Source organism: Fictibacillus arsenicus (genome assembly GCF_001999465.1).
In the GTDB taxonomy this organism is placed as follows: domain Bacteria; phylum Bacillota; class Bacilli; order Bacillales; family Fictibacillaceae; genus Fictibacillus; species Fictibacillus arsenicus.
Genome location: NZ_MQMF01000001.1, coordinates 936,789 through 957,991, shown reverse-complemented (window position 1 = coordinate 957,991; position 21,203 = coordinate 936,789). Strand labels below are relative to the sequence as shown.

The 21,203-nt window shown below is 42.3% G+C and carries 18 protein-coding genes; 15 read left to right on the top strand and 3 right to left on the bottom strand.

All coding sequences use genetic code 11. The annotated features are described in order from the left end of the window. Window positions 1–8: 8 nt before the first annotated feature. The 8 genes from UN64_RS04705 to UN64_RS04670 all read left to right on the top strand — a co-directional run bounded on the left by UN64_RS04705 (window position 9) and on the right by UN64_RS04670 (window position 11,535). On the top strand, window positions 9–887 hold the full coding sequence (locus tag UN64_RS04705; RefSeq protein ID WP_066293245.1) for a carbohydrate ABC transporter permease: 879 nt from the start codon (window positions 9–11) through the stop codon (window positions 885–887). 20 nt (window positions 888–907) lie between these two features. Next, the gene (locus UN64_RS04700; protein WP_077360181.1) at window positions 908–2,923 is read left to right on the top strand and encodes a YIP1 family protein; all 2,016 of its coding nucleotides are present in this window, start codon (window positions 908–910) and stop codon (window positions 2,921–2,923) included. Next, window positions 2,916–5,195: a DUF5696 domain-containing protein gene (locus UN64_RS04695; RefSeq protein WP_077360179.1), complete on the top strand. Its 2,280-nt coding sequence runs from the start codon at window positions 2,916–2,918 to the stop codon at window positions 5,193–5,195. Before UN64_RS04700 ends, UN64_RS04695 begins: the two co-directional genes overlap by 8 nt. Continuing rightward, window positions 5,176–6,036 (top strand): carbohydrate ABC transporter permease, encoded by an 861-nt coding sequence (locus UN64_RS04690; RefSeq protein ID WP_077360177.1) that lies wholly within the window; start codon window positions 5,176–5,178, stop codon window positions 6,034–6,036. Before UN64_RS04695 ends, UN64_RS04690 begins: the two co-directional genes overlap by 20 nt. A 15-nt stretch (window positions 6,037–6,051) precedes the next feature. Next, window positions 6,052–7,002 (top strand): carbohydrate ABC transporter permease, encoded by a 951-nt coding sequence (locus tag UN64_RS04685; protein WP_245801959.1) that lies wholly within the window; start codon window positions 6,052–6,054, stop codon window positions 7,000–7,002. A gap of 341 nt (window positions 7,003–7,343) precedes the next feature. Beyond that, window positions 7,344–8,564: a glucoamylase family protein gene (locus UN64_RS04680; RefSeq protein ID WP_077360175.1), complete on the top strand. Its 1,221-nt coding sequence runs from the start codon at window positions 7,344–7,346 to the stop codon at window positions 8,562–8,564. Continuing rightward, window positions 8,561–10,972: a beta-galactosidase gene (locus UN64_RS04675; protein WP_077360173.1), complete on the top strand. Its 2,412-nt coding sequence runs from the start codon at window positions 8,561–8,563 to the stop codon at window positions 10,970–10,972. The genes UN64_RS04680 and UN64_RS04675 overlap by 4 nt, the downstream gene beginning before the upstream one ends. A 137-nt stretch (window positions 10,973–11,109) precedes the next feature. Next, on the top strand, window positions 11,110–11,535 hold the full coding sequence (locus UN64_RS04670) for a hypothetical protein (protein ID WP_077360171.1): 426 nt from the start codon (window positions 11,110–11,112) through the stop codon (window positions 11,533–11,535). A gap of 45 nt (window positions 11,536–11,580) precedes the next feature. On the opposite strand, the gene bglX is transcribed toward UN64_RS04670, so the two are convergent. Further along, window positions 11,581–13,749, bottom strand: coding sequence for a beta-glucosidase BglX (gene bglX, locus UN64_RS04665; protein WP_077360169.1), 2,169 nt, complete (start codon window positions 13,747–13,749; stop codon window positions 11,581–11,583). Between the two features lie 307 nt (window positions 13,750–14,056). Here bglX and UN64_RS04660 point away from each other — a divergent pair, with 307 nt between their 5' ends. Further along, window positions 14,057–14,695, top strand: coding sequence for a hypothetical protein (locus UN64_RS04660; protein ID WP_077360167.1), 639 nt, complete (start codon window positions 14,057–14,059; stop codon window positions 14,693–14,695). Between the two features lie 39 nt (window positions 14,696–14,734). Here UN64_RS04660 and UN64_RS04655 read toward each other — a convergent pair whose 3' ends face one another. Both UN64_RS04655 and UN64_RS04650 read right to left on the bottom strand, forming a co-directional pair. Then, window positions 14,735–14,962, bottom strand: a complete 228-nt coding sequence (locus UN64_RS04655) for a hypothetical protein (RefSeq protein WP_077360165.1) — start codon at window positions 14,960–14,962, stop codon at window positions 14,735–14,737. Between the two features lie 45 nt (window positions 14,963–15,007). Further along, complete coding sequence (locus tag UN64_RS04650) at window positions 15,008–16,207, bottom strand: MFS transporter (RefSeq protein WP_077360163.1); 1,200 nt, start codon at window positions 16,205–16,207, stop codon at window positions 15,008–15,010. 454 nt (window positions 16,208–16,661) lie between these two features. On the opposite strand from UN64_RS04650, the gene UN64_RS04645 reads away from it, so the two are divergent. The 6 genes from UN64_RS04645 to UN64_RS04620 all read left to right on the top strand — a co-directional run bounded on the left by UN64_RS04645 (window position 16,662) and on the right by UN64_RS04620 (window position 21,168). Then, window positions 16,662–16,877 carry a hypothetical protein gene (locus tag UN64_RS04645; protein ID WP_077360161.1) on the top strand — a complete coding sequence of 72 codons (216 nt, stop codon included), beginning with the start codon at window positions 16,662–16,664 and terminating at the stop codon, window positions 16,875–16,877. Between the two features lie 305 nt (window positions 16,878–17,182). Next, window positions 17,183–17,707, top strand: a complete 525-nt coding sequence (locus UN64_RS04640; protein WP_077360159.1) for a type 1 glutamine amidotransferase domain-containing protein — start codon at window positions 17,183–17,185, stop codon at window positions 17,705–17,707. Between the two features lie 276 nt (window positions 17,708–17,983). Beyond that, the gene (locus UN64_RS04635) at window positions 17,984–18,655 is read left to right on the top strand and encodes a GntR family transcriptional regulator (RefSeq protein ID WP_245801958.1); all 672 of its coding nucleotides are present in this window, start codon (window positions 17,984–17,986) and stop codon (window positions 18,653–18,655) included. Window positions 18,656–18,657: 2 nt separating this feature from the next. After that, the gene (locus tag UN64_RS04630) at window positions 18,658–19,500 is read left to right on the top strand and encodes a fumarate hydratase (RefSeq protein ID WP_077360157.1); all 843 of its coding nucleotides are present in this window, start codon (window positions 18,658–18,660) and stop codon (window positions 19,498–19,500) included. Window positions 19,501–19,514: 14 nt separating this feature from the next. Then, on the top strand, window positions 19,515–20,111 hold the full coding sequence (locus tag UN64_RS04625) for a FumA C-terminus/TtdB family hydratase beta subunit (protein WP_077360155.1): 597 nt from the start codon (window positions 19,515–19,517) through the stop codon (window positions 20,109–20,111). Further along, window positions 20,098–21,168: a tartrate dehydrogenase gene (locus UN64_RS04620; RefSeq protein ID WP_077360153.1), complete on the top strand. Its 1,071-nt coding sequence runs from the start codon at window positions 20,098–20,100 to the stop codon at window positions 21,166–21,168. The genes UN64_RS04625 and UN64_RS04620 overlap by 14 nt, the downstream gene beginning before the upstream one ends. The last annotated feature ends 35 nt before the right edge of the window (window positions 21,169–21,203 follow it).

The window sequence follows — 21,203 nt, the reverse complement described above, 5'->3', positions numbered from 1 at the left end:
TGATAAACATGTCGGCCTTTCAAGGGACAAAGATGAACCCGTCAAAGTTTCATAAAAGCCAATTGAAGTTCCTTGCTTTTCTGATTCCATTGGCTATATTTATGGCTTTGCCGATCGTCTATATATTTTTTCATGCATTTAAACCAATTGATGAATTGTTCGCGTATCCACCGCGCTTTTTTGTAGACAAGCCAACGTTTCAAAACTTTGTGGACCTGTTTACGAAAACGAACGATACCGGAGTACCGATGTCGCGTTTCTTGTTTAACAGTGTTGTCGTTACGCTCATTGTCGTGGTTCTGACTGTTATTATCAGCACGATGGCAGGCTACGCGTTATCAAAGAAAAATTTTAAGATGAAAAAAGCAATCTTTGAGATCAACACACTCGCGCTCATGTTTGTCCCGGCAGCTGTAGCCATTCCGCGCTACCTTTTAATCGACGAACTGGGACTGATCAACACATTTTTGGTGCATATCCTGCCACTCCTTGCCATGCCGATAGGTTTGTTTCTGGTCAAGCAGTTTATCGACCAGATACCAGATGAGTTGCTCGAAGCTGCAAGGCTTGACGGAGCATCTGATTTTCAGATCTTCGTACGGATCATCGTTCCGCTCGTGAAGCCGGCTATCGCAACGATCGCGATACTCTCCTTCCAGCTCGTTTGGAACAGTATTGAGAGTTCGTCACTCTATGTGAACGATGAAGGACTGAAGACATTCTCGTTCTACATGTCGACCTTAACGTCAACGGTTGACGGTAATAATGTAGCAGGACAAGGACTTGCAGCAGCTGCCTCCTTGATCATGTTCATACCGAATCTCGTAATTTTTATTATTCTGCAAAGCCAAGTGATGAACACGATGGCCCATTCAGGAATCAAGTAAGAAAGTAGGAGGGGGGAGAAATGAAGCGTACATTACAATTTGCAGCATTATTGGTCTTTTTGCTCGTTCCGCTCCAGTCGATCGCTTCTGCTTCTGTCCCTTATAAGACAGAGACATTATCGGCGGATGGACAGACGATCGAAACACAGACCGCCTATATGCCGGTTGGCACACTTATGCCGGATGCGGGGATTACGAATCCTGAAGATATTTTTTCTGACACAAATGGAAACCTCTATGTGGCTGATTCAGGTACGAAAACCATTATTGTAGCTGACAAGAATGGAAACAGGGTCCGGGAGATCGGGAAAGGCATTTTAAAATCACCGAATGGCGTCTATGTGGACGATAAAGAAAAGATTTATGTTGCGGATTATGAGGAAGAAAAGGTTTTTCGCTTTGCTAGCGATGGCAAAGTAGAAGCGGAATTTGGGAAGCCAGACTCTCCGCTGTTCGGTAAAAAGTCTTCTTTTAAACCGCAAAAAGTGGCCGTGGACAGACGCGGCAACATCTATGTGATCAGTGAAGGATCTACGAACGGTATGATTCAGCTAAGCAACGAAGGATCTTTCCTTGGCTATTACGGGGTTAACAGCACAGAGGCTTCTTTCGGTTCATTTTTGCAAAAGCTCCTTACGTCTGAGAGCAAAAAAGCAAGAATGTTCATGAAAACACCGCCTGCACCGGATAACATCGCACTGGATGATCAGGGGCTCGTGTATTCCGTGACAGAAGGAACAACGAACGAAGTGATCAAAAAGCTTAATGTTGCAGGTAAGAACATGCTGTTTGAAAACATTTCAGAAGAAAAATCACTGCAGGATATCGCGGTTGATGCTGACGGAAACATGTTTGTCGTATCGAGCACAGGCGAAATCTATGAATATGACAGCTTTGGAAATCTATTATTTATTTTTGGCGGGAAAGACGATGGGACGAACCGGCTTGGATTATTTAAACAGCCGACCGGCATCACGATCGATCCTGACGGCAGACTGTATGTAACCGATAAAGAGCGCGGACTGATTCAAGTCTTTGAATCTACAGCCTTTTCGAATCAAGTACATAAAGGGATCGCGCTCTTTAAAGAGGGGCGTTATGTACAAAGTCAAAAGTACTGGGAATCCGTGCTGGAGATGAACTCCTCGTTTGGTTTGGCGCATTCAGCCATGGGTTCTGCCTACTATAAACAGCAAGACTATAAAAGAGCTTTAGAAGAATACAAGTTTGCTAACGATGTGTACGGCTATTCCGATTCGTTCTGGGAAGTCCGCCATGCGTGGATGCAGGAAAATCTAGAGACCGTTTTGTTTATCGTTATGATCCTGGTCGTCCTATTCTTTATCATGAAGGCCGTGGATAAGAGAAAAGGCATACTCGATAAGCCGCGCAGTAGCTTGAGAGCCGTGAAAAAACAGAAACTGATCGGGGAACTGCTCTTTTTGTTCCAGTTCTTCCGACATCCGATCGACAGCTTCTATTATTTGAAGCGTAAGAACTATGCTTCCGTCCTGTCAGCTACTATCCTGTATGTGGTGCTGATTGCGGAGTATATCTATAGTCGCTTCTATACCGGGTTCATTTACAACACGGTTGGCACGGAAGCGACGCTGCTCGGAGAATTGCTGCTCCTTCTCGTTCCTCTTAGTCTTTTTATTATCGTGAACTATTTAGTCAGTACGATTAATGACGGAGAAGGAAGATTTAAGGATATTTATATCGGAACGATCTATTCGCTGGCACCGTTTCTTGTGTTCAGTATACCGATCACGCTTTTATCAAATGTACTGACTTATAATGAAGCCTTTGTTTATGTATTTTCGATCCGCATCATCTATGCTTGGTGCTTGATCATTCTGTTCATTATGATTAAAGAAATTCACAACTATACGTTTTCTGATACAGTACGAAACATCTTCGTTACGCTGTTTGGCATGGTGATCATGCTTCTGGTCGTGTTCATCGTATTCGTGCTGATCGACCAAGTGTATGATTTCGTTTATTCCATCATAAAGGAGGCTGTTTTACGTGTATAAAAAAATCATACTTGCACTCGTATTATTGCTTGTACCGATCACGGTATTAGCGGCACAAGATGATAAGAAAAGTACGGACCAGCCTCCTGCAAAACCGAATACTAGCCAAAATCTGATGAAATACACTTCTTCTTCGTTCACAAAGCCTGAAAAGAAAGAGGCAAAGCCCGTTCAGCAACAAAACTCGTTTAAAGGCTTTGAGAAAGCAGCTGAAAACGAAAGCCTTGCTTTATACGTAAATGAAGAAAACTTAGCCATTAAGGTCCAAAACAAAGAGACCAATTACGTCTGGAACTCAGGACTTGATCAGCCTGATCAATACCGTCTGAACAAAACGTGGGAACAGATGGCGCAGTCTGCCATTACCATCGACTACATGGACCGGCGCGGAAAGGTAAGAACAGAGAGTATCACGACCAACGATTCCCGTCCAAGAGTGAAGATGACGGACGATGGATTTAAAGCTTCTCTTTATTTGAACCAATCCAAGCTCGAGTTTGAAGTGAAGGTAGAGCTTGACGGAAGTGATGTTGTTGTTTCCATTCCTGAAGAACAAATTAAAGAAAGCAAGTATACGAAGATTATCTCGATGCGGGTCTATCCGTTCTTAGGCGCGGTGAACGAGAACGACATCAACGGGTATATGTTTATTCCGGATGGAAGCGGTGCTCTGATCCGCTATGAAAAGAGCAGCAACAAAGCAGATGCTCCGTTTACAGGTACTATTTATGGTACTGACGAAGCGTTCAAGAAAACAGAAACGAAGAAGGACACAAAAGTTACACCGGCTGAGCAGATTAAGATGCCCGTTTTTGGTGCCGTTCATGGCGTAAAACAGAATGCCTTTTTAGCGGTCATTGAAGAGGGATACACACACGGCGACATCCTAGCTTATCCATCTGGTGTTTCAACAGACTTTAACTGGATCGCATCAGAGTTTCATTTTAGAAAGGAATATTATCAGCCGACGAGCAAGAACATGAAAGGCTTAACTTTATACCAAAAATCAAAGAACCCGTTCGGCGTTAAGCTGAGATACAAGTTCCTTGCAAAGGAAGAAGCGGACTATGTCGGGATGGCGAAGGCTTACCAGAACCATCTGACAGATACGAAACAGCTGGAAAAAAAGGAAGACAAGACAGGTGTAAGACTTGAGTTTCTTGGAGGAGAAGTAAAAGAAGGTCTTCTATGGGACTCTGTTCTGCCGATGACAAAGATTACGAGCATTCCGAAAATGACGGATGAACTTATACAAGAAGTAGAAAACATGTTTGTCGTTTATAAAGGGTGGTCAAAGGGCGGACTTACCGGAACACTTCCGAACAAATTTCCTTTTGAAAACAACCTCGGTAATGAGGATGAAGTAAAAGATACGATCAAAGCTCTTCAAAAAGATAACATTCCGACTTATTTTTACACGGATTATACAAAAGCCTATGATGGTGCTTCAGGCTATTCGGGCAGCAAAGATGTAGCGAAGAAGATCAGTTCCGAAACAATCTCACACAGTGAGGATAAGAAAACCGTGTTTTACTTATCTCCACAAAAAGCTTTACGGCAAGCTTTGGATGAGAGCAAAGATTACAAGGAGCTTGGAGTTTCTAATATCGCTGTGGATACGAGCGGATACACGCTGTTTTCTGACTTCAGCACGAAAAAATCGTCAGAACGCAGCCAGACGATCAAGACGTATCACAAGCTGTTCGGAACGTTGAAGAGCCAAGTTGGAAATGTCGCGCTGTATGAGCCAAACACATATTTATGGAGCGAGACAGACCGTTATTTGGATGTTCCGATGAATTCATCCAACTACGTGTTTGAAACCGACACAGTACCGTTCATGCAGATTGTTCTAAAAGGGTACATGCCGTATTATGCACCTTACTCGAACTTTAACTCAGACACGGAAGATCAGATGCTGCGCACGATTGAGTATGGTGCGTACCCATCGTTTCTGTTAACCGAAGAACCATCTCATCTTCTGGCAAAAACAGCATCCAAGCATATCTATACCTCTGAGTATTCGATCTGGAAAGACAAGATCATTGATCAATACAAACAGGTAGAAAAAAGTCTTGGGCAGGTAGAAGGCGAGGAGATCGTGAGTCGTACGGTACCACAGACTGGAGTCGTGGAAGTAGGGTATTCGAATGGGAAAGTCATTATCGTCAATTACACAAACAATGCTTATGAAAAAAATGGCATAGAGGTAGATGCGAAAGGTTTTGCTGTAACGGAAGGAGGAGAAGCGGATGAAAAGGCTGAGGAATAATAGAAACATCACTGGGCTGCTCTTTGTATCACCTTGGATTATCGGCTTTCTCATCTTTACAGCTTTTCCTCTTTTATACTCGCTGTTTCTGAGTTTTCAGCAAGTCAAGATCACGACAGATGGCATTAAGACGAAATTTGTGAAATTTGGAAACTATGAATATGCCTTTACAGTGGATGGTACGTTTTTGGACCGGGTCATGACGTACCTCGAAGAAATGGTGATCTCTGTTCCGATCATTATCGTTTTTTCATTAATTATCGCGCTTCTCTTAAACCAAAAGGTGAAATTTCGCGGTGTGTTCCGGACGATTTTCTTTCTGCCCGTCATCATAGCGAGCGGACCGGTTATCAAAGAACTGATCGATCAAGGGATCACGACGATTCCTTCTATTGAACAATACGCGATTTACCAGACGTTAAACGATAATCCAGAAGGTTTCTTTAATGGGATTCTGCTTTATCTGATCAAAAATTTAATCGTCATTCTTTGGTACTCAGGTGTTCAAATTTTGATTTTTCTTGCCGCTCTTCAAAAAATGGACAAGCAGATCTTTGAGGCGGCGAAGATCGATGGGGCAAGCAACTGGGAGTTCTTTTGGAAGATTACACTGCCTAGTCTTGTGCCGATGATCGTCGTGAATCTAATTTATACGATCGTCACGTATTCTGTTTTTTCTTTAAATCCAATTATTGAACATATACAAAAGAACATGTTTAAAGTAGATACAGGCTATGGGTATGCATCAGCACTGTCCTGGATTTACTTTCTCCTTATCGCAGCAGCTCTGGCCATTGCCGTTGGTGCGATGACGTTAAAGAGAAAGAAAAATTACACCTAAGAGGATGTGATCAAGGTGCAAACAAAAACACAACAATTGAACAAGTATTATTTTAAAACGAAACGAATGTTTTTGGGCATGCAAGGGACGGACGGTCTTCTTTTCAAAGTCTTGATCTACGGACTCTTGATCGGGATCGGATTCGTGTATTTATACCCGCTTCTCTACATGGGTGTTTACAGTTTTAAGAGTTTAGATGACTTGTTAAATCCACTTGTGAACTGGATTCCAACTCAGTTTTATACAGGGAACTATGAACAAGCGAATAAAGTGATGGATTTCTTCTCTACTTTAATGGAAACGCTTTACGTTACGGTGTTGCCTGCCTTAGCTCAAACAGCGGTTGCAGCTGTCGTTGGCTACGGGCTCGCACGCTTTGAGTTCAAAGGGAAAAAGATCATCTTTATTCTCGTTCTTGCCACATTCATCATCCCGCCGCAGGTGACGCTGATCCCGAGGTATATCTTTTTTAATGAGCTGAACATTTTGGGTAGTTTATCGGCGTTCTTGCTGCCCGCAACCTTTGGGCAAGGCTTGAACAGTGCGATTTTTATCCTGATTTTTTATCAGTTTTTTAGAGCCGTTCCAAAAGCTTTGGAAGAAGCAGCGCAGCTGGATGGAGCAGGGCATTTCAGGATCTTCTTTACGATTGCGCTTCCGATGGCGTTACCGGCGATTATCATCTCATTTTTGTTCTCGTTCGTTTGGTATTGGAACGAAACGTATTTGGCGGCTATCTATTTCGGTGACGCGTTGACGACGCTGCCGCTTCAGCTGCAAAAGTTCGTCGCTACGTATCAGAAGATGTTCCCGGCTGAGATGGGTGTGAGCGGAGGCAACCAGCTGAATGAAGGAATAAAGATGGCTGGGACTGTGCTTTCTATTCTGCCGCTTTTGATCGTTTATTTTATTACGCAAAGATGGTTTGTTGAAGGTGTAGATCGTTCGGGGATAACTGGAGAGTAATTTTAGAGAGGTAGCGTTTTTGCAGGCAAAAACGTTCGATTTTTCAACCAAAAATAGCGTGGCTGAATCCTTCTCCAAGCGGTTCCCTTATTGTAGGGATAGCTGCCGGAAACGTGGAGTTCTGCCTCCCCTTGTTTTATGTAAATGAAGAAGTTTGAGCGAAAAATGAGGATTTTGGGCGAAACGTAGGGTGTTTTGAGCGTTGCGTGGAGATTTTGAGCGTAACTCGGTAATTTTGAGCGGTTCTCAAAAATTCTGAGCGAACGTGTAACAAATATAAAAACACGTACCGTAAAATCATGAGAAACTTCTACTTTTAATAATTAGAGAGGGGAATTACGATGGATACGCAAAAACTTTTGGATTTAGAAGCTAAAGGCTGTTTCGATTTTTTCTGGAAAGAAGCGAATACGGATAAAAATAGTCCTGGTTACGGTTTGATCCTGGATCAGTCAGCGAACAAGAAAGTGGCAAGTATCGCGTCCAATGGATTTGGGTTGACGGCGATCATTATTGGAATTGAACGCGGCTGGATCACGAAGGAAGAAGGCTACGAACGTACGAAAGGAACACTCAAGACCTTTTTAAACAATGTGGAGCACGAGAGCGGATTTTTCTACCACTTTTTAAACATGCAAACAGGGAAAAAGAACGAAGAATGGTATGACTGTGCGTCGATCATCGATACAGCTATTTTCTTGTGTGGCGCTGTTACGTCTGCTGAATATTTTGGCGGAGAGATCAGTGAGCTCTTCGAAAAGATCTATGCTCGCGTGGACTGGAACGTTTATTACGATGAGCCGGTGAACCAGTTTTATATGGGCTACACTCCTGAAAGAGGCGGCTTCCACCACTGGGACATGTACGCAGAGCAGATGATGATGTATGTACTTGGCGTGGCATCACCAACGCATCCGGTTCCTGCAAAGATTTATGAAGGCTTTAAGCGAAGTAAAGGGAAGTACAAAGAGTATGAATATATTCACGCGCCAGGAAACGCGCTTTTCGTTCACCAATATTCACATGCTTTTGTTGATTTTAGAGGGATTGTAGACGGTGATGGAATCGACTGGTTCGAGAACTCGGTGAAAGCGACTCTAGCAAATCGTGAATTCTGCAAGGAAAAGTCGAGTGAATTTAAGACGTATCATGAAAACTCTTGGGGCTTAACTGCTTGTGCGAGCCCGACCGGTTATCGTGTGCCAGGTGCTCCTCCTTATTATGAAGGATGTGAACCAGAGCTTGAGGGTACGATCGCACCGACGGGAGCAGCGGGCTCTATCGCGTTCACACCTGATGAGTCGATTGCGGCGATGAAGTATTTTTATGAAGAACATCCTCAGCTTTGGGGAGAGTATGGATTCTGGGATTCATACAATCTTGATGTGAGTCCGCCTTGGTATTCCGATCATGTCATCGGAATCGATAAAGGTATTACATTGCTCATGATTGAAAACTATCAAACTGGTTTAGTGTGGGATCTTTTTATGAAAAACAAATATGTGAAAAGCGGAGCTGACCTTTTAGGCTGGAAAAAGAAAGAAGAGAGCACAGTAAAATGATTGAGATCAAGAATAAACAGATCATAATCGACGGAAAACCTGTATTGATCACGTGTGGTGAGATCCACTATTACCGTGTGGATAAAAGTGAATGGCAAGACCGATTGGACAAGCTAAAAGAAACTGGGTGCAACGCCGTGGCTACTTATGTGCCATGGCTTTGGCATGAACCGGTAGAGGGGCAGTTTGATTTTACGGGTAAAACGCGTCCCGAGACTGACCTTGCCGGCTTTATCGACCTTTGTACCGAGAACGGCTTTTATTTCTTTGTTCGCCCAGGTCCTTTTATTATGGCGGAGATGAAAAACGAAGGACTCCCTTATTGGGTGTACGAGAAACATCCTGAGATTATTCCGGTTGGCTGGGACAGAAGTGAAGCAACAACGCCGACGGTTGATTATTTGGCAACAGGCTTTTTACAGGAAGTTCGCAAGTATTATGAAAAAGTGATGGAATTGATTACGCCGAGGCTGTATCCTAATGGTGGCAAGATTATTGCGTTCCAGCTCGATAACGAGGTGGGAATGCTCTCATGGGTGAGCAATACGCCTGATCTGACAGATAACTTGTTGAATGGTTTTTCACGTTGGTTGGGTGAGCGTTATGGTGAGGACGTTAAGTCGCGCTATAAGTTTTCTTTAAAGGAAAGTGCTGAGCGCAATGATGCTATTCGCTCACCGAAGGAAGAATATGCGGCACAGCTGTTAAAAGATCTCGGTTACTATATGCGGTACCGTTTTGCAAAATATATTGCGATACTCCGGGAATATGCGGAAGAGTTTGGTGTAAAGGATATCCCGTTCGTGGTGAATATCCACGGGACAGGCGGCGGACGCGGACTGACCTATCCGATCGGAATCAGTCAGCTCTATGAATCGTATACACAAGCTCCTGGCTATATTTCGGGTTCAGATATCTATTTTGGCGACCTGGACATGAAGACGTTCCAGGATCTTTATATTATTAATGGCTTTATGGATGCTGTTCATAATGATGATCAGCCGTTGACGTCTGTTGAGTTCAACTGTGGCGACGGAAACTTTGGAGAGACGCTTGGTGAGCGTTATGATCCATCGGCAGCCGATTTTAAATTGCGTATGTGCCTTGCTCAAGGAAACCGGTTAATCAACTATTATCTGTTTTCCGGCGGGACGAATGCTAGGCTGGATTCACTAGTTGGTGACGGAAATGACCGAATCGCATCAACCGGTGAACGTCACGGATTCGCAGCGCCAATAGGTCCAGAAGGAGAGTATAACTATACCTTTCCGCGCATGTCACGTGTAAATCAGAGTGTCATGGCTGTGGGTGATAAGCTGGCTGCCATGGATGAAGATCGTGACGATGTATCTTTTGCTTTTATACCGGATTATTATATGACGGAATATCGATACCCCGGAAGTGAAGTGATGCGTGAGATTCTTTCTAACATTGAAGCGAACCGCGGATCTGGTGCATGGGAGATTATGGGCCGTGCGATGCTTTTGAACGGATACCGCTTCACAGCTGTGGATATTCAAAACAAACCGCTTGTGAAAGAGAAAACACCAGTGCTGGCACTTCCATCAGCTCGTTATTTGGATAGCGGAATTCAAGAAAAATTAGTAAACTACCTTCAAGATGGCGGTAAAATTCTTCTGTACGGTGAAGTTCCTCTTTTTGATATGGAAGGGAAGGACTGTACCATTTTAGCAGATGCTATTAATGTGAAATACAAGAGTTATAGCAGAGACAGTCACCGCCACTACCTATCAATCTATGGAGATAGCTGGGCAGAAGGGCAACCTGAAATTCGCTCTTACTATGCGCAAGGATTTGAGATTGGAGAAAATGTAACCCCGATTTTACGCGTGTATGGGTCAGATGACGTATGTGGCTTTGAGTCTGAGGTTGGCAGCGGACGCGCTATCGTTGTAGCCGGAGCGTATCGCTGTGATCTACCGTTCTTTAAGAAGGCACTTGAGAGATTAGGTGCAACGGCTCAGTTAACGCATGACTACAAGCATCATGGCATCTTTATGACCTCCACATCTAATCGTGAAGGCGAGCGTTTTATTCATCTTCTGAACCTGGATGGTTTTGATAAAGAGTTTACGATCACAGATGGTGAAGATGTGCTGTTTGAAGGAAGGAAGATCCTACTTCAAAGCAAAGACGGTGTCATGCTTCCTATGAATCTATCATTGGGTAATGTGAAAATTGCTTATTCTACTGCTGAAATTGCAGCAGTGAATGAAGGAAGTATTGATTTTCGCTTAACTCAAGCACAGGATGTTATCGCGTTTGACAATGGTGCGAAAATTTTATCAAGTGAAGAGTATGAAGTTCAAGAATCTCAAGAATTCACGCTAATTAAAAGCAAGAAACATGCGAAGGTGGATGATCAGCTTCGTGTTTTACTAGGATAAAGAATAGGGTTTTTTAGAGCATATCCGTTCATAAATGGATATGCTTTTTTACTTTTAACAAAAAAAGGAGAAATACATTATGAGGGGAATAAAGGAGTAGAAAATAAATTATCAATGTACATAACTGGGGGAAGGGAATGTTAAGAAAATATATAGTGATTGCTTCTTTGCTCGTGTTTTCCGGATGTGGAATTGTGCCAGAAGATCCTAAAGTTCAAGGAGCTAGACAAATAGAAAAAATGGAAAAAGCAACAACTAAAAAGATACTAAAAGAGGGCCAAAAGCTGTTAAAAGAAGATAAAGATTTCATTCTTGAACCTGCTTCAGGCAAGGTATGCAAATTTGAGAGAGAAGAAAACCGTATTGATAAAAATGAGTTAGACAGAAAAATACAAAAGAAATTCAAAGGTGAATTTTATAAAAACATTGATTTGTATGCTTCTAAGTTACCCATTGATACGCAAGTGTTTCATGTAAATGAGGATGGTACTGATTTTCTTTACGCAGAAGTTTCTAATGGGAAAGATCGAATCTATTCTTGTGAATACTTTTATGGAAACTAAATATGAAGAAGAGAGGACTGCTCAAATGAACAGTCTTCTTTCTCTTTATTTTACTAATCTAAAAGGAATCTCCGTTACGTCATGGCTGTTTTTCCCGATAAACGCAGTGAACTTTCCTGCATCACTCTTGAACTCCAGGTTTTCGTGATGATAGCGAAGCATTTCTTCAGTGATCTCAAATGTTACGGTTGTAGACTCGTCAGGTTCAAGGGCAACCTTCTTATAACCTTTCAACTCTTTTACCGGACGAACGACTTCACCAGCGATATCGCGAATGTACAATTGAACAATCTCGTCTCCAGCTCGATCTCCACTGTTCGTTACAGTTACAGAAGCAGTCAGCTTTCCGTCTTCCATTAAGGTGTCATCAGACAACTTCACATCATCATACTTAAATTCGGTATAGCTCAATCCGAAACCAAACGGGAATAATGGCTCGTTCGGAATATCGAGATAATGCGAGAGATAACGCTCTTTGTTATCAGGAGTTGGCTGAGGGCGGCCAGTATTAAAATGATTATAGTACACAGGCACTTGTCCCACCGAAAACGGCATCGACATGGATAAACGTCCAGACGGATTCACGTCTCCGAACAATAAATCGGCAATCGCTGCTCCGGCTTCTGTACCTGGATACCAAGCTTCCAGTACCGCATCTACATGTTCTACAACACCGTGCAAATCGAGCGGACGGCCGTTAAACAGTACCGCTACCGTTGGCTTCCCAAGTTTCTTCATCTCTTGAATCAATTGAAGCTGTGGTTCAGGCAGTCGGATATCTGCACGGCAGCCTGCTTCACCGCTCATGAAAGAGGCTTCTCCAAGCGCCAGCACAACCACATCAGCATCTTTCGCTGTATCCACTGCCTTCTTTAACTGCTCAGGTGTGACGGTTTCAACATCACTTCCGACAGCTACCGAAAGAAGGGAAGGATCTGCTAGTTTTGTACGCAATCCAGCATCCACTTTTACAACGTCATCATGAGCTCCTTGCCATGACCACGGTCCCATCAGATCACCGCTTTCTGCAAACGGACCGATCAATGCAATTTTTTGTTCTGATTTCAACGGCAGTACATTTTCATTTTTCAAAAGAACACACGATTTGGCTGCCAGTTCACGAGCCGATTGGCGGTGTTCCTCACATAAAATGACTTCAGCTGCACGTTTTTCATCTGCTCCACGATAAGGATCTTCAAAGAGTCCGAGTTTGTGTTTGAGTGTTAAAATTCGTTTAACCGACTCATCGACAAGCGATTCTGGTAATGCTCCGCTTTCCACGAGCTCTTTTACATGGTCGATATAACAAGTGGTCATCATCTCAATATCAACGCCAGCTTGAAGCGCTTTGTACGCCGCTTCTGCTTCATCTTCAGCTACACCGTGCGGCAGCTGTTCTTTTACTGCACCCCAGTCGGAAATGATAACACCGTTAAAGCCCCACTCATTCCGAAGCAGTTCACGCATCAGCTTCTTGTTCGCAGTTGCTGGAATGCCATCGACCGTGTTAAAAGCAGTCATCACCATTTCACAGCCTTCATCAAGAGCTGCTTTATAAGCAGGAAGGTACGACTCTCGCAGTTGGCGCTCTGACATGTTTACTGTATTGTAATCGCGTCCGCCTTCAGGTGCGCCGTACGCCGCAAAGTGCTTCACGCAGGCTGCTACCCGGTCTTTATCATTCGTCAAATCTAACCCCTGGAATCCTCGTACAAACGCACGAGCAAATTCGCTGTTCAAGTAAGGGTCTTCACCTGTAGATTCCATCACTCGGCCCCAGCGCGGATCTCGAACTAGATCGACCATCGGTGCAAACGTGACATGGACACCAGAAACGGAAGCTTCTTTTGCCGCAATCTCAGCACTTTTTTTAGCCAGTTCCATATCCCAAGAACAGCCGATCGCAAGCGGGACTGGAAAGATGGTTTTAAAACCATGGACGATGTCAGCCATCATTAATAGAGGAATGCCAAGGCGGTTATCCTTTAAGTGAGCATCCTGAATATTTCTTGTTTCTTTTGCTCCGGACCCTCCGAGCACAGAGCCTGTATTTCTGACATTTTCGTCGGTGATCCCCATTTCCTGCATAGGCCCTGTAATGAATCCTTGATCGGATGAACCTTTGAAAAAAGGAGTAGCTAACTGGAGCAATTGGCCGATCTTTTCATCTAATGTCATTTCGTCAATCAAATGTTGTACTTTTTGCTTAAGCATAAATAAGTACCTCCAGATATTTGATAGTAGTTTTATTATGTATGTACATGATGGCGAATCGAAACGTTTCGACAATTCTGTTAATAAAAATTATAAGCGCTTTCATTTTGAGAGTCAACGGAAAATCGAAACGATTCACCAAGTTGCGTGCACATAATTGTCTTTTAATCTTTAGCGTTAGAAAAATAGACTGATAAAACTTTTCAGACATAACATGTAGGGTGTTTCATAAAGTGTAAAGTTATATTTTTTCGAGGATTTCATGTAAAGAAAAAGAAGGATAGAATATGGGAAAGGGGATGAATTGGTGAAGAGAGTCCTTAGGTTTGGAATCTTGTTTACACTTGTTTTCACTTTTACTGCATGTTCTAGTGATGAAAAAGAAACAGTAAAACCTCAAAAACCCCCTACAGAAGTCAAAGAAAAAGAAAACGATAAAGAAAAGGAAAATCAGCCAGAGTCAAACCTTCCACCGACTAAAAATATCGAAGTAGAAATTGAGGGGATGAAAGAGCAGCGGCCAGCTGAACTCCAGCAAAGCGCTAACGGCTATCATTTATACATGCTGGACCTTTACAATTTTGAAAAAGAGAACGAGAAGACTGGAAAAATTACTTTCGCGAACGAACCTACGTTGTATGGCACGATTGAAAAGTTGGATGAATCAGCAAATATCGAGAGTTTAAAAGAATCGTCGATGAAGCGTGCGGAAGAACAAACAGGAAAAGCGAGTGACTTGCCAGCAACCGACATCTACTTTCCCTATTTTCATGATGCGAAGTTTTTTGTTAAAGGAATAAGCCACAAGTATGATGTAGTGATGTATTTTGTGAAGGAAGTAGAAGGAGAATTATTTTATTTCTCCCTAAACATTCCGTCAAAAGCAGAGATGGAAGGCGTTGAACCGAGCTTGTGGGCGATGCTGAAGACCGTAAAACCAAATTAAATAACAAATGAAAAACCCGGACACTTGCGCCGGGTTTTCTTACTTAACTAAACGATTTAGTTTCTCGTTCCGTACTTCTCTTTCTTTTTCATCGGCCAAATCGTACTTTTTTAAAAGATGAAAGACTTCGTTCAAAAACCCTTGATCGGCTTCTTTATTTAATGAACCTTTCACTTCACCCACGAGATTTTCTGGCATGAACGGTGCTTGGTCAACCAACTTTTGTTTTACATCTTCCAACGTATGATCAATCGTGCATTTCCCCATAGAAACTCACTCCTAACAAAAGGTTTGTATTCTTTATACCACAAGTTAACTGCCAGCGGCTTTTTTTAACGCCTTGTTTTCGTCTTTAAATGAATATGCGTACCACATCGCGATTAATAGCATTATACCTGTTACGACGAATACTATCTCAACGGGGAAGAATCCGCCGATCACTCCCCCAACTAGCGGTCCGAGCATGGCGCCGATCTGAGTGGCGGTTTGCTGAAGTCCGAAAGCTCGTCCTCTGAATTCGTCCGGTGTGGTTTGAACGACCAGTCCATTTAAGGCTGGGAAAACGCCGCAAAAGAAAATTCCGTATAGAAAACGTACAGAAGAAAAGCCCCAAACACCATCAAACCAAGCCTGTGCAATGGTTCCGATTCCGCCACCCAATAAGCCGATCATCAATACGGTTTGAAAGCCGATCTTATCAGACATCCGCCCCCAGTAAGCAGCAAAAATGATGCTCGCGATACCAGGCAAGGAAAAGACGATTCCTGCCAGTAGTGCCGTATTATCGGATGAACCACTGATTTTCAATATATGAAGGGGGAGAACGGGTTCGATCGTTAAGATGGAGAGAGCGGTGATGATCGATAAAAACAACACGTTCATAAACGGTTTGTTGGCTGCTGCGACCCGAACATCTTTTAGTACAGATCCTTTTTCTTTGCTCGGTGTAAACTTTTCTTCGGTTACCCAGAAGATAACTAGAAGAGTTGAGATGAGAGATAAGAAACCTCCGCTCGCAAACGCCCAGCGGTTACCGAACAATTCTGCTAGTCCACCACCAAGAAGCGGGCCCATGATTCCGCCTGATGCACCGGCTGATGAAATCATCGCAAGTGCGTAGCCGACGTTCTTTTTCGGCGTGTTTGTTCCGATCAGTGCAATCGCACCTGGAATGTAGCCGGTCAATAATCCTTGCGCTACACGCAGTGCCAACAGCTGATAAGCGTTCGTAACAAATGCAGTTAATGTATAGATGATGAACAGAAAAGCACCAGCGCGGATGATCATCGGCTTTCTCCCGTATCGATCGGCCATCATCCCCCAATAAGGAGAAGCGATGGCACCTGCAAAAAAGGCTGAGCTGAAAATAAGTCCTGACCAAATCTCGGTGTGATCATGAACACCAATCTGAAGAAGAAAAAGAGGTAAAAAAGGAACGACCATGGAGTAGCTGGCTGAAGTAAAGAAAACGCCGACCCACAGTACCCACAAATTTCGCTTCCATATCGCCATAATGTGTACACTTCCTTATGCTGTACTCTAGGAAACTTTAATAATAGTAAACTTTATTAATTATTGGAAAAAAGAAATATATTAGAAATAGTAACAAACTAGTGCTCGAAAGGGAAGAAAGCAGGCTTGTTTTTCCATTGGAATAGAAGGAAGAAAAGCAGTATTACTCGCTAACTACGGCTTCCTATTCGAAGCTAAAAACATCGCAACCCCCTTTACAAACACAGAAGAAATCGAGTTCTGCTGCGAGATTTCTACCGTACAAAATGTATCGGAAAACCAGTGATATTAGACGATGAAGAAATGGAACTTATGACTGGAAAGTTCAAAGTTATGGGCAGAAATAAGAAGGAAATCACTTCAGGGATGGTGTGGTTTTTTTAAACATTTGTTTAACTTTAACAGCAGAAACTTGATATGCAATTTGGTATAATAACTAAGAGGAGGTGAGGAAATGGAGAAAAAGATGATGGATATAATGTTACAGGTTCAACAAAGTGTTCTAGAATTAAGAGATGATGTAAACGTAATAAAAGCAGATGTAGCAGATTTAAAAGTAAGAGTGACAAACATCGAAGAAAATATGGTTAGAAAAAGCGATCTTAAGTATTATAATTTTAAAATTGCTGAGCATGATCGTGATATCTTTCAACTAAAACAACAGAACTAACCCCACGTGAAACCTTTAAACTTCATAAATGTCCTCTTAAACCGGGTCTTACAATCACATATGAAACAATAAAACCCGGGAGAAATTTCCGGGTTTTACTATGACAATATCCACTGAACAATCAAAAACGATGCTACAAAAGCCACGACAAATGAAATGATACCTGCTATTTTTCTTCCGTTCACTTCTTAACCCCCAACTTAATGAAATCAACCGTTATACATATGCTACCATCACACTATCATTCAAATAAAGATTAATGTTACGCTGAAAAGGAAATATAGATAGTGGAGGTGTTGTTAAACATGCGTTTAAAAGGTAAAAAAGTAATCAGCCTCGTTCATCATGATTTCGAGGACCTTGAGTTGTGGTATCCGATTCTTCGGTTGCGTGAAGAAGGCGCTGTTGTAGAACTTGCTGGTGAAAAGGCAGGAGAAACGTACATCGGAAAATATGGTGTACCTGCAGAAGCTGATTTTGCATTTGGTGATGTGAATGCTGCCGATTATGACGCCATTTTAGTTCCTGGCGGATGGGCACCGGACAAGCTACGCCGCTTTCCTGAAGTTATTGAGATGGTTCAGCACATGGAACAAGAGAAGAAACCGATCGGTCAGATTTGTCATGCCGGCTGGGTGCTAATCTCTGCAAAAGTGTTAAACGGTAAAAAAGTAACGAGCACACCTGGAATCAAAGATGATATGGAGAATGCAGGTTCCGAGTGGATCGATGAGCCGGTAGTAGTTGACGGTCACCTCGTTTCAAGCCGCCGTCCGCCTGATTTGCCGGATTATATGAGAGAATTTATCGAAGTTTTATATCAGAGATAAATAAACTAAACGAAAACTGACTAATAGTGGCGTGCTTTGATGACGCGGCTAGGAGTCAGTTTTTTAATTTAATAAAAAAGTATTGAAAAATCGGAATATTTTGTATATATTGATCATGTGGGCTGTCGACAGACGACATAAATATTTTCAAAGCCCAAAGGTCTTCACAAATCCCCTCCACCAAAAAGCATCTTTCAATCTCAACTCAACAAAATTTTTATAAAAAAACAGATTCACTTATTCCTTATTAACAACAGATAGGAGACTGATCTTCAAATGAATCAGGGAATGCTGCAAAAAGCGATACCTTATTATGAACAAGTACAACAAACCATTAAAGAGCGAATCTTCAACGGGGTATATGAACCGGGTGACCGTTTGTATGAGGTGCAGATTGCTAGAGAATTTGCTATCAGCCGCAGTCCGGTCAGGGAAGCTATTAGAACCTTGATAAATGAGGGTTTGTTGATTATGGATGATAAGTCTCAAATCTATGTTTATGAACCTTCTTTAAAGGATGTATATGAAATCTACGAATGCCGAGTAGCTCTTGAATCTACTGCTGTTGCATTAGTGGCTCAAAAAGCTAGTGAAGATCAAATTTTACAGCTCGAGAAAACGTTATCTGATTCTGCTTCTGCAATTAAAAAAGGCGAGAAGGAAGAGATGGCATGTTTAAACGCAAAATTTCATGAGCTCATTATTGATTTTAGTGACAATATGAGGTTGAAAAAGCTTGTAAATGAACTTAAATCACTTACAAACTATTATCGATTTTTAAACTTGGAAGGAGAGGATCGGCCAAACGTTATATATAAGGGGCATTTTGATATTTTTCAAGCGATAAAAGAAAGAAATCCTGAAAAAGCATCTCAGAAATTAAAAGAACATACGCATGATGACCTTGAAAATTTGGTAAACCTATTAAACCATAAAAGGGAGAGATAATCTTGCGAGTCGTTCATGTTAAAGAACTGACGGAAACTGTAGCAAAACTTTGCTGGGAAGCGTGTTATTATTTGCCGGATGATGTTTTAAATGGTTTTAAAAAAGCAGAACGAACAGAGGCATCTCCAATTGGGAGGTCCATTTTGCAGCAGTTAGTTGAGAATGCAGAGGAAGCGAAGGCGAACCATATGCCTTATTGCCACGACACGGGAATGGCAGTTGTTTTTGTGGAATTAGGTCAAGACGTACATGTCACGGGAGGCGACCTAATGGACTCTATTCAGGAAGGAGTGCGTACTGGATATCGAGAGGGCTACCTTCGAAAATCGGTTGTCGGTGATCCACTTTTACGTATTAATACGAATGATAACACACCAGCCGTTGTACATACGGATATCGTTCCTGGCGATTCTGTGAAAATCACTGTGCTGCCTAAAGGTGGAGGAAGTGAAAATATGAGTGCCATGAAGTTTTTGCTGCCGGGAGAAGGTGCTGAGGGAGTTAAAAACTTCGTCTTGCAAACGATCAAGGAAGCAGGAGGGAAGGCGTGCCCGCCAATTGTAGTTGGTGTCGGAATTGGTGGTAGTTTTGATAAAGTAACATCACTAGCGAAACATGCTGTTTTAAGAGAAATTGGTGTGCATCATCCAGACCCGCATATCGCTGAATTGGAAAAAGAGCTTTTAGAAGAAATAAATCATACAGGGATTGGTCCACAGGGGCTTGGAGGAACGAACACAGCGATGTGGGTTCCTATCGAAACATTCGCATGCCATATTACAGCACTACCGGTTGCTGTAAATATCCAATGTCATGCTGCTCGTAAAAAAACGGCAGTGATTTGAGGAGGAAATGAAAAATGGCTGAATATCGATTAAAGACTCCGTTATCTGATGAGGACATTCAAAACCTGAAAGTGGGTGATAGTGTACTTCTGACAGGCAGGATTTATATGGCAAGAGATGCTGCACATAAACGAATGATAGAGCTTCTTGATAAAAACGAATCATTACCTGTGGACTTAAAAGGCGAGATTATTTTCTATGCAGGTCCATGCCCTCCTAAGCCTGGTCAGGTTATCGGTCCTGTAGCTCCAACAACTGCATTTAGAATGGATCCATATGCGCCTGCTATGTATAAATATGGTGTAAAAGGAACGATTGGTAAAGGACCAAGAAGGCAGATGGTGAAAGATGCTTGCAAAGAGTACAATGCAATTTCTTTTGCAGCCATCGGTGGATTATCTACAATTTTAAGCCGAAAAGTAAAGTCTGAAGAAATAGTAGCATATGAAGATCTTGGACCTGAGGCGATCAGAAAGTTAGAGGTAGAAGACTTTCCCGTCTTAGTGGCATATGATGCACATGGACTAGATCTGTATGAACAAGAGATTGCGAAATACGAAAACTATAATAAACATTCCAAAGAAGGAGCTGTAAATTATGAAAACGTATGATATCGCAGTAATACCAGGAGATGGGATCGGAAAGGAAGTCGTTCCTGTATCATTAAAAGTATTGGATACGATTGCCGAGATTCATGGCGGTTTGAAGTTTAACTATACGGAGTTCCCGTGGAGTTGTGATTATTACTTAGAACATGGCAAAATGATGCCTGAAGATGGTATTGAAACACTTAGCAATTTTAATGGAATTTTCCTCGGTGCAATTGGAAATCCAAATGTTGTTGCTGATCACATCTCATTATGGGGACTATTAATCAAAATTCGAAGATCGTTTGAACAATCAATCAATATCCGACCTGCCAAATACTTTAAAGGGTTACGATCCCCATTAGTGAACCCAAACGATTTTGATCTAATCGTTGTCAGGGAAAACAGTGAGGGAGAATACAGTGAGGTCGGCGGCCGAATTCATAAAGGTGTAGACGAAATTGCGATTCAGAATGCAGTATTCACAAAAAAGGGAACTGAACGGGCGATGAAATACGCATTTGAATTAGCTCAGAAGCGAAGAGGCCATGTTACATCAGCAACAAAATCCAATGGAATATTTCATTCAATGCCGTTTTGGGATGATGTATTTAACGAAACCAAACAAAAGTATTCCGATGTTCAGACGTCTTCCTATCATATTGATGCTTTAGCAGCCTTCTTTGTGACCCGCCCTGAAATCTTTGATGTTATCGTGGCAAGTAACTTATTTGGTGACATACTCACGGATATTGGAGGGGCGATCATGGGAAGCATTGGTATCGCACCAGCGGCCAATATCAACCTGAATGGAAAATACCCGTCGATGTTTGAACCCGTACACGGATCTGCTCCGGATATATATGGTCAAGGGATTGCGAATCCGATCGGACAGATATGGACAGCGAAAATGATGCTTGATCATTTTGGAGAGGCGGAGTTAGGTAAAAAATTACTAGATGTAGTAGAAGACGTCACGAATGATGGATTCAAAACACCTGATATTGGCGGGAAATCATCGACTACAGAAGTGGCTGATGAAATTTGCAGCAGATTACAAAAAACATATTCACATTCATAAGATAAACGGGTTCTGTATTCGATGATGGTCGAATT

Coding starts and splice junctions, on each gene's coding strand:
- UN64_RS04625 (WP_077360155.1), top strand. CDS start 19,515: ATGGCTGAATATCGATTAAAGACTCCGTTATCTGATGAGGACATTCAA.
- UN64_RS04705 (WP_066293245.1), top strand. CDS start 9: ATGTCGGCCTTTCAAGGGACAAAGATGAACCCGTCAAAGTTTCATAAA.
- UN64_RS04650 (WP_077360163.1), bottom strand. CDS start 16,207: ATGGCGATATGGAAGCGAAATTTGTGGGTACTGTGGGTCGGCGTTTTC.
- bglX (WP_077360169.1), bottom strand. CDS start 13,749: ATGCTTAAGCAAAAAGTACAACATTTGATTGACGAAATGACATTAGAT.
- UN64_RS04690 (WP_077360177.1), top strand. CDS start 5,176: ATGAAAAGGCTGAGGAATAATAGAAACATCACTGGGCTGCTCTTTGTA.
- UN64_RS04620 (WP_077360153.1), top strand. CDS start 20,098: ATGAAAACGTATGATATCGCAGTAATACCAGGAGATGGGATCGGAAAG.
- UN64_RS04645 (WP_077360161.1), top strand. CDS start 16,662: ATGGAGAAAAAGATGATGGATATAATGTTACAGGTTCAACAAAGTGTT.
- UN64_RS04670 (WP_077360171.1), top strand. CDS start 11,110: ATGTTAAGAAAATATATAGTGATTGCTTCTTTGCTCGTGTTTTCCGGA.
- UN64_RS04655 (WP_077360165.1), bottom strand. CDS start 14,962: ATGGGGAAATGCACGATTGATCATACGTTGGAAGATGTAAAACAAAAG.
- UN64_RS04640 (WP_077360159.1), top strand. CDS start 17,183: ATGCGTTTAAAAGGTAAAAAAGTAATCAGCCTCGTTCATCATGATTTC.
- UN64_RS04635 (WP_245801958.1), top strand. CDS start 17,984: ATGAATCAGGGAATGCTGCAAAAAGCGATACCTTATTATGAACAAGTA.
- UN64_RS04675 (WP_077360173.1), top strand. CDS start 8,561: ATGATTGAGATCAAGAATAAACAGATCATAATCGACGGAAAACCTGTA.
- UN64_RS04700 (WP_077360181.1), top strand. CDS start 908: ATGAAGCGTACATTACAATTTGCAGCATTATTGGTCTTTTTGCTCGTT.
- UN64_RS04680 (WP_077360175.1), top strand. CDS start 7,344: ATGGATACGCAAAAACTTTTGGATTTAGAAGCTAAAGGCTGTTTCGAT.